Consider the following 8,111-nt stretch of genomic DNA (forward strand, 5'->3'; position numbering starts at 1 on the left):
CGTTTGGAAAACACTATGAGTCAAAGAGTGCTACTTAATGCAACCGAAATAAACATCATTCTTCACAGATTGGCTTGTCAACTTATCGAAAATCATAACGACTTTTTAGATACTGTTTTAATAGGAATTCAGCCCAGAGGAAAATTTTTAGCAAATAGGTTAGCTGAAATTTTAACCAAAGAATATAAAGTCAAAAATCTTCAATTAGGGCATTTAGATATTACGTTTTATAGAGATGATTTTAGACGAAGTGATAAACCTTTAGAAGCAAATAAGACAGAAATCAACTTTGTAGTAGAAGACAAAAAAGTAGTCTTTATTGACGATGTATTATATACAGGACGCAGTATTCGTGCTGCATTAACAGCAATACAAAGTTTTGGTAGACCTACAGAAATAGAGTTGTTAACACTTATAGACAGACGTTTTAGTAGACATTTACCAATACAACCAGATTACAGAGGAAGACAAGTAGATGCCATTAACAATGAAAAAGTTAAAGTGCATTGGAAAGAAAATGCAGGAGAAGACACCGTATATCTTATAAATAATTAAACTATGAGCGAATTAAGTGTTAATCACTTACTAGGTATTAAATATCTTAAAGAAGAAGATATAGAGCTTATTTTTAAAACAGCAGATCATTTTAAAGAGGTTATTAATAGACCTATTAAAAAAGTACCTTCGCTAAGAGATATTACTATTGCCAATTTATTTTTTGAAAATTCAACACGAACAAAATTATCATTTGAGTTAGCAGAAAAAAGACTATCTGCAGATGTTATTAATTTTTCGGCAGGACAATCTTCAGTAAAAAAAGGAGAAACTTTAATAGATACGGTAAACAACATCTTATCTATGAAAGTAGATATGGTAGTGATGCGTCACCCAAATCCTGGCGCAGGTGTATTTTTATCAAAACACGTTAACGCTGCAATCGTAAATGCTGGTGATGGCGCACATGAGCATCCAACGCAAGCACTTTTAGATTCGTATTCTATTAGAGAAAGATTAGGTAGTGTAAAAGGAAAAAATGTAGTTATTGTTGGAGATATTTTGCATAGTCGTGTGGCATTATCAAATATTTTTGCTTTAAAACTACAAGGTGCAAATGTTATGGTTTGTGGACCTAAAACATTATTACCAAAACATATCGATAAGTTAGGAGTAAAGGTAGAAACCAACCTTCGTAAAGCTTTAAATTGGTGTGATGTAGCAAATATGTTGCGTGTACAAAACGAGCGTATGGATATTAGCTATTTTCCTTCTACAAGAGAATATACTCAACAGTTTGGAGTTAATAAAGAGTTATTAGACAGTTTAGATAAAGAAATTACAATCATGCATCCAGGACCAATAAATCGTGGTGTAGAGATAACAAGTGATGTTGCAGACTCAAAACAAGCCATTATTTTAGACCAAGTACAAAATGGTGTAGCTGTAAGAATGGCAGTAATCTATTTATTAGCTTCAAAAATTAAAAAATAAGTTATGATTATAGATCAAGACGAAAACATAACTATTATAACCCAAGAAAACGCTTCGGTTATAGAACTGGTTAAAAAAATTGAAAGCCTTTATCCTAAATTTAAAAACAATAACATTATTGTTAATTTAAATACTATAAAACCTATTTCTTTAGAGCAAATTATTGAGTTTTTAAGAGTCTCTAATCAACATCGCGCTGCAAAACATTCATTTGTTATTGTAAATGAAGGTATAGATGTAGACAAAACTCCAGAAGAAATAGTAATTGTTCCAACACTTCAAGAAGCTTACGATATTATTGAAATGGAAGATATGGAACGTGACTTAGGCTTTTAAACATAATTTAATGAAGTTAAACATTTTAGGCTGTTACAGCGCAACACCACGTACTTTTACTAATCCAACATCACAAGTTTTAGAAATTAAAAATCATATGTTTTTAATTGATTGTGGAGAAGGTACGCAAGTACAGTTACGCAAGCATAGAATTAAGTTTAACCGCATTAAACACATATTTATTTCGCACTTACACGGCGATCATTTTTTTGGTTTAGTTGGTTTAATTTCAACATTTAGATTATTAGGTCGCGAAGCAGATCTACACATTCACGCTCCAAAAGGACTTAAAGAAGTTATTGTTTTACAGATGAAGTTAGCCGATTCTTGGACTAATTATAATCTATATTTTCACGAGTTAACTTCAACATCTTCAGAACTTATTTTTAAAGATGATAAAGTTGAAGTTCATACAATTCCTTTAGACCATCGTGTTTACACTAACGGATTTCTGTTTAAAGAAAAACCTGGAGATCGTAAGTTGGATATGAATGCAGTGCTTAACGAAGATATAGATGTAGCCTACTACCGTAAGCTTAAGCAAGGTGCAGATGTACCTAATATTAAAGGAGAAATTGTAAATAACGAAACAGTTACATTACCTGCGCCACCACCAAAAAGTTATGCTTTTTGCAGTGATACCGCTTACAAAGAAGATATAGTGCCAATTATAAAAAATGTAACAGCGCTTTATCATGAGTCTACTTTTTTAGAACAACATAAAAAATTAGCAGCTCCAACAAAGCATAGTACAGCTGTACAAGCCGCAACAATAGCCAAATTAGCCAATGTAGAGCAGTTAATTTTGGGACATTATTCAACTAGATATAATAATTTAGAAGACTTTAAAAAAGAAGCCCAAACAGTTTTCAATAACGTTGAAGTTGCAGACGACGGAAAAGTTTTTGAATTTTAGTTGAAATAGAAATTACCTCACTAATATTTCAATTTTAAATCTCGTAAATTTACCTACAAATTAAATTTATGGAAAAAGATTTAAGCAATTACAGAAAGTCTTACGAAAAAGGAGAACTTCTTCTTGAAGACACACCAGAAAATCCATTAGAATTATTTAGAACTTGGTTTAACGAAGTAGACCAGCACTTTCCAGAAGACGAGACTAATGCAATGACGGTTTCTACCATAGGATTAGATGGTTACCCAAAAAATAGAGTAGTACTTCTTAAAAAGTTTACCTACGAAGGTTTTATTTTTTATACCAATTACCAAAGTGAAAAAGGAAAAGCTATAGCCAATAACCCAAATGTTTGTTTATCCTTTTTTTGGCATGGAGCCGAAAGACAAATAATTATTAAAGGTAAAGCAGAAAAGATTGCTCCTAATTTAAGTGATGGTTATTTTGAATCTCGTCCAAAAGGAAGTCAACTTGGTGCATTAGCTTCTAATCAAAGTGAATTTGTAGAGAGTAGAGAAGTCTTAGAAAATAAGTTAAAAGCTTTAGAATTAGAATATAAAGGTAAAGAAGTAGAGCGACCAGAATTTTGGGGTGGTTATATTGTTAAACCAATTTCTATAGAATTCTGGCAAGGTAGACCCAATAGATTACACGATAGAATATTATATAAATTAGATGAAAATTATGATTGGGTTAAGAAAAGATTATCTCCATAAATATCCGATGAAATACATGTTTATTATTAATTTTATCGATTAAGTGTAATAAAAAAGGTTAAAAAGAGTGTTTTTCATCGATTTTAACATTTTTTTAACATATTAAACGATTTTCAGTTTCTATTTTAGTGTTGCCCTAAATTTTTAACCCTAAAACTATGAAACTAACACTTAACCTACTTACTGTTTTTTTCTTAACTATTTCACTGTTTTCTTGTAGCACAGATACATTAGATGATGAACAAAATGTAGTTAGCAACAAAGATGTTGTTATCCCTGAAGCTAAAACTATTGAGATTGAAATTTTAGAATTAATCAATCAGCACAGAATTAGTGTAGGACTAAATCCTTTAGAAAGTATTGATGTTATTAAAGGTCAAGCATATTCTCATACAGATTATATGATTGAAATTGATGAAGTAAACCATGACTACTTTTATAATAGAAAAGCATATTTGCAAGCAAATGCAAACGCACAAGAAGTATCTGAGAATGTTGCATATGGATATTCTAGTGCAAACTCAGTTGTCAATGCTTGGTTAAACAGTGAAGGTCATAGACATAATATAGAAGGTGATTTTACACACTTTGAAGTTTCTGCAGAGAAGAACCAAAACGATAAATGGTACTTTACTAATATATTTATTAAGAAATAATAAGATTAAATAGCAAAAAAAAGCCTTCCATATCTGGAAGGCTTTTTTTATTCGTAAGAATTAGTAATTATAAATTTTGATCGTCTGTTTTCCTCATGTTCTTCGTCTGTACATTTAACTCCGTTTGAACAACGATTTATTATTTGTGATTCTCCGTAACCAATTGCACTTTCAATTCTTTCTGTAGCAATTCCTCTAGAGTATAAATAATCTCTTGTAGATTTTGCACGCCTATCTGATAATTTCATGTTGTAATTATCATTACCGCGACTATCGGTGTGAGATTCGATTTTAATTACCATTTTTGGGTGTTCTCTCATAACCGCTACAATATTTTCTAACTCATACGCAGCATCTGGTCTTATGTTTGATTTATCAAAATCAAAGAAAATAGGATTGATTACAATTTCGTTATCTATGATTAATGGTTTTAAGAATAAATCAATTTCTTTTTCTTCTCTTGTTACATTAGTTGTTTCAAATTCTATTTTATCAGGTCTATAAGTTGGTCTTTCTGCTAATATTGTATATGATTTGTCACAATCAATTGTAAATTGATATTGACCATCTTCTGTTGTCTTGTAGCGTTCTAAAATTTTACCATCAATATCAATTAAAGATACTGTTGCTTTAGATAATAATTCATTAGTTAATTCGTCTCTAATAGTACCTTTTACAATTTGTTCGCATTTTAATTTACCAAAAGAATAGATATCATCACCACCTTGTCCGCCTTCTCTATTTGAAGAAAAATAACCTGTGTTAGTTTCTGTATCTATAAAGAAACAAAAGTCATCAAAAGAGCTATTGAATGGAGCTCCTAAGTTTTTAACTTCAATATTTTTATTAGTTTTTAAAATATTAGATTCAAAAATATCTAATAATCCTAAATTAATATTAGCATCACTTGAAAAATACAATGTTGAGTCTTTAGCTACAAATGGGAATTTTTCATTTCCTTCAGTATTAATTTTTGGACCTAAATTTACAGGCTCTCCGTAAGTACCATCTTCATTAATAGAAACTTTATATAAATCTGTTTGACCATAGCCAGTATCCATATTAGAAGAGAAGATTAATGTCTTGTTATCTGGTGTTAATGCAGGAGCTGTAAAGTCAAAATTTTCATTATTAAATGGTAATTCTTCAATGTTTATCCAGGTATCACCATCTTTAGTTGCTTTGTAAATTTTAAGGTTTGATGATCCACTTTTATTGTATTTTCTTCTATCTTTTTTATTTACATTATTTCTAGTAAAATACATCGTATTACCATCATTTGTGATAGTAACAAGACCTTCATGATCATTCTTAGTATTAATTTCTGAATTTAATTTTGAAGCGTCTCCAAATATTTTTTTGTTATTTTCTATTGAAATTTCAGTCTCAAAAATATTTAAATAAGGTTCATTATTTAACTCGTATAAATCTCTTTCGTTTGTTATTGAATCTTTTACCCAGGTAGAATAAAAATATAATTTATTGTTTTGTTCAAAACTACCAAAATCTGAATATTTTGTATTTAAAGGTAAGTTTTCAATATCTACATATACCTTTTCAGTATTAGAAAGTTCTGAGTAAGTTTCTAGGTTAAAGCTCTCAATATCTTTTATACGACCATCTTTTTTATTTTTCTTATTAAAAACTTTTACAAAATTGTTTGCTTCTTCGTACTTTTTTTGAGCTCTTAATGTTTGAATATATTTATAAACATAATCTGAGTCTATATTTGGATATTTATCAATAGCTTTTTTGTACCAAAATGCAGCTTCTTTAACTTCACTAACATTAAAATAGCAATCGCCTAACCTTGATAGTATATGTTCTGTACTGTCTTCTTTTTTTAGAGCTTCTTTATAGAGTTCGGCAGCGTTATCATAATTAAAGTCTCTAAAAAAATTGTCTGCTACTTTTGTTTGCGCAAAAGTAATTTGACAAACAAAAAACAGAAATAGGTATGTTGTTATTTTTAATTTCATCTTTTAGAAATATCTAGGAGATTTAACACGTTTTGTAGGTTTAAACACTTCAAACATTAATAATATTTCATGTGTTCCACCAGTATAAGGTCTTAAATCGGTTATGTAATGTTCATAAGCATATCCAATTCTCATTTGTGGTGAAATTTGAAAATCTGCTAAAGCACCTAATGTAGATGTATCTTGGTTATATCTGTAACTTCCACCTATCCAAAAAGTTTCATTGAATAGGAAATGAGCACTTAAATCAAAAGTAATAGGAGCACCATTAGTTACTTTTATCACAGTTGAAGGTTTAAACTTTAAGTTCTCGCCAAAATCAAAAACATATCCTCCTGTTAAATAGTATCCTATACGCTCTAAAGCTATATAGTCTATATTTGGATCTAGAGCAGACTCATTATAATTTGTGTTTAGTATTCTAGGTGCAGATAATCCAATATACCAACGGTTTTGGTGTAGATAAGCACCAGCTCCAAAATTAGGATTCCATCTGTTTGTAAAATTACTAAAGAAAGGATCTTGAAAAACACTTTCATCATCTAAAAAGCCAGCTCTATCTAGACTGTAATGAATAAAACCAGCACTTAAACCAAGTGCTAATTTTGTTTTTTCAGAAACTTGAATTGTATATGAAAATGCTCCATTTACATAAACAAAATTTTCATAACCAAGTTCATCATTAATTACAGTAGCACCTAATCCAATCTTTTCATTTTTTAAAGGAGAGTGGATTGAAAGAGTTGATGTTGTTGGAGCTCCTTCAAGACCAACCCATTGACTTCTATGAAGTCCTACAATACTTAATGTTTCTCTACTTCCTGCATAAGCTGGATTAATAGAAATAGTATTAAACATATATTGTGTAAACTGAGGTAACTGTTGAGCACTTAACTCTAAGCAACCTAAAAAGAACAATACAATTATACTATATTTTGATAGTTTTTTCATTAATAGCGTTTTTTATTTAGTACCTAAATATATTGGACCAGCTATTGGATCTAATCCACTTTCTTTTAATACTACTACATAATAGTAAGTACCATTTGGTAATCTTCCTGCAGATCCAATTGAAGATGAAGGTGAAATTCCGCTCCAATCGTTTTGGTAATCGTCAGATTCGTAAACAACATCACCAAATCGGTTAAATAGTTTAACTTCTACTATGTACCCACAATCTGCAGCACCTGTTACGTTAAATGTTTCGTTGTAACCGTCACCGTTTGGTGTAACAGCTTTAGATATTTTAATTCTATCTAAACCACAAGGTAAAACAACACAATCTTCGTTAATATTAACAGTTAACCTGAATGTTTTTAAGCATCCATTATCGGTAGTTGTATAGGTAAATACATAGTCTCCTAATTCAACATTTAAAGGATCAAATATTCCATTTACAATTGAAATTCCATCAGTCTCTACTTGCCACTCCATATCTGTATCATAACCAAAAGGTAATTCATCATATAAATCGATTTCTCCATCTTCATAACATCTTGTCATAAATGATTCTTCTATAAAGTTTTCTGTAATAACGTTAATGTTATGTGTAATTATTGTATCGTTACCGCATGTATCCGTAGCAGTCCAAATCCATGTAATAGTATATACTTCTTCTTGACCAGTATATGTTGAAACCTCTTCAAACGAAACAGATACATCTTGAGTAGAACAATTGTCTTCAAAAGTTAACTCTGGTATTTCAGGAATATTAGAACAAACAACGTCAGTAGGTAGGTCTAACGGAGTTGTTAATGTTGGACCAACTGTATCTTGAACCGAGATGGTTTGTGTATGTACCGTTTCATTACCACAGGCATCAGTCGCTGTCCACGTACGTGTTAACGTATAGGTATTATCACAAGTTCCAGCGGTAGTCGTTTCATTGAATACAACAGTCGCAGTACCACAGTTATCATTAGCCGTTAACGTCTCCTCAGTTGGTACCGCATCACATTCTACCGTGATATCAGCAGGTAATGCTTCGTTGAAGGTTGGTGCAGTGGTATCTTGAACCGAG

9 protein-coding genes are annotated in these 8,111 nt (G+C 30.7%); 6 read left to right on the plus strand and 3 right to left on the minus strand.

The annotated features are described in order from the left end of the window. Positions 1-15: 15 nt before the first annotated feature. From pyrR to WA327_RS14740, 6 genes are all read left to right on the plus strand, one after another. Positions 16-555, plus strand: a complete 540-nt coding sequence (gene pyrR / locus WA327_RS14715) for a bifunctional pyr operon transcriptional regulator/uracil phosphoribosyltransferase PyrR (protein WP_304142999.1) — start codon at positions 16-18, stop codon at positions 553-555. A gap of 3 nt (positions 556-558) precedes the next feature. Then, entirely contained in the window at positions 559-1,488 is a 930-nt protein-coding gene (locus WA327_RS14720; RefSeq protein ID WP_336070980.1) for an aspartate carbamoyltransferase catalytic subunit, read from the plus strand. 3 nt (positions 1,489-1,491) lie between these two features. Further along, positions 1,492-1,824, plus strand: a complete 333-nt coding sequence (locus tag WA327_RS14725) for a ribonuclease Z (RefSeq protein ID WP_336070982.1) — start codon at positions 1,492-1,494, stop codon at positions 1,822-1,824. Between the two features lie 10 nt (positions 1,825-1,834). Next, positions 1,835-2,740 carry a ribonuclease Z gene (locus WA327_RS14730; protein WP_336070984.1) on the plus strand — a complete coding sequence of 302 codons (906 nt, stop codon included), beginning with the start codon at positions 1,835-1,837 and terminating at the stop codon, positions 2,738-2,740. Positions 2,741-2,808: 68 nt separating this feature from the next. Then, complete coding sequence (gene pdxH, locus WA327_RS14735) at positions 2,809-3,456, plus strand: pyridoxamine 5'-phosphate oxidase (RefSeq protein WP_336070986.1); 648 nt, start codon at positions 2,809-2,811, stop codon at positions 3,454-3,456. 158 nt (positions 3,457-3,614) lie between these two features. Beyond that, positions 3,615-4,112, plus strand: a complete 498-nt coding sequence (locus WA327_RS14740; RefSeq protein WP_336070988.1) for a CAP domain-containing protein — start codon at positions 3,615-3,617, stop codon at positions 4,110-4,112. A gap of 47 nt (positions 4,113-4,159) precedes the next feature. On the opposite strand, the gene WA327_RS14745 is transcribed toward WA327_RS14740, so the two are convergent. The 3 genes from WA327_RS14745 to WA327_RS14755 all read right to left on the minus strand — a co-directional run. Then, positions 4,160-6,091, minus strand: coding sequence for an OmpA family protein (locus WA327_RS14745; RefSeq protein ID WP_336070990.1), 1,932 nt, complete (start codon positions 6,089-6,091; stop codon positions 4,160-4,162). 3 nt (positions 6,092-6,094) lie between these two features. Next, positions 6,095-7,042, minus strand: coding sequence for a type IX secretion system membrane protein PorP/SprF (locus WA327_RS14750; RefSeq protein WP_336070992.1), 948 nt, complete (start codon positions 7,040-7,042; stop codon positions 6,095-6,097). Between the two features lie 12 nt (positions 7,043-7,054). Beyond that, a partial coding sequence (locus WA327_RS14755) for a gliding motility-associated C-terminal domain-containing protein (protein ID WP_336070993.1) occupies positions 7,055-8,111 on the minus strand: 1,057 nt, incomplete at its 5' end.

The sequence above is a fragment of the Mesoflavibacter sp. CH_XMU1404-2 genome (assembly GCF_037029465.1).
Lineage (GTDB): Bacteria > Bacteroidota > Bacteroidia > Flavobacteriales > Flavobacteriaceae > Mesoflavibacter.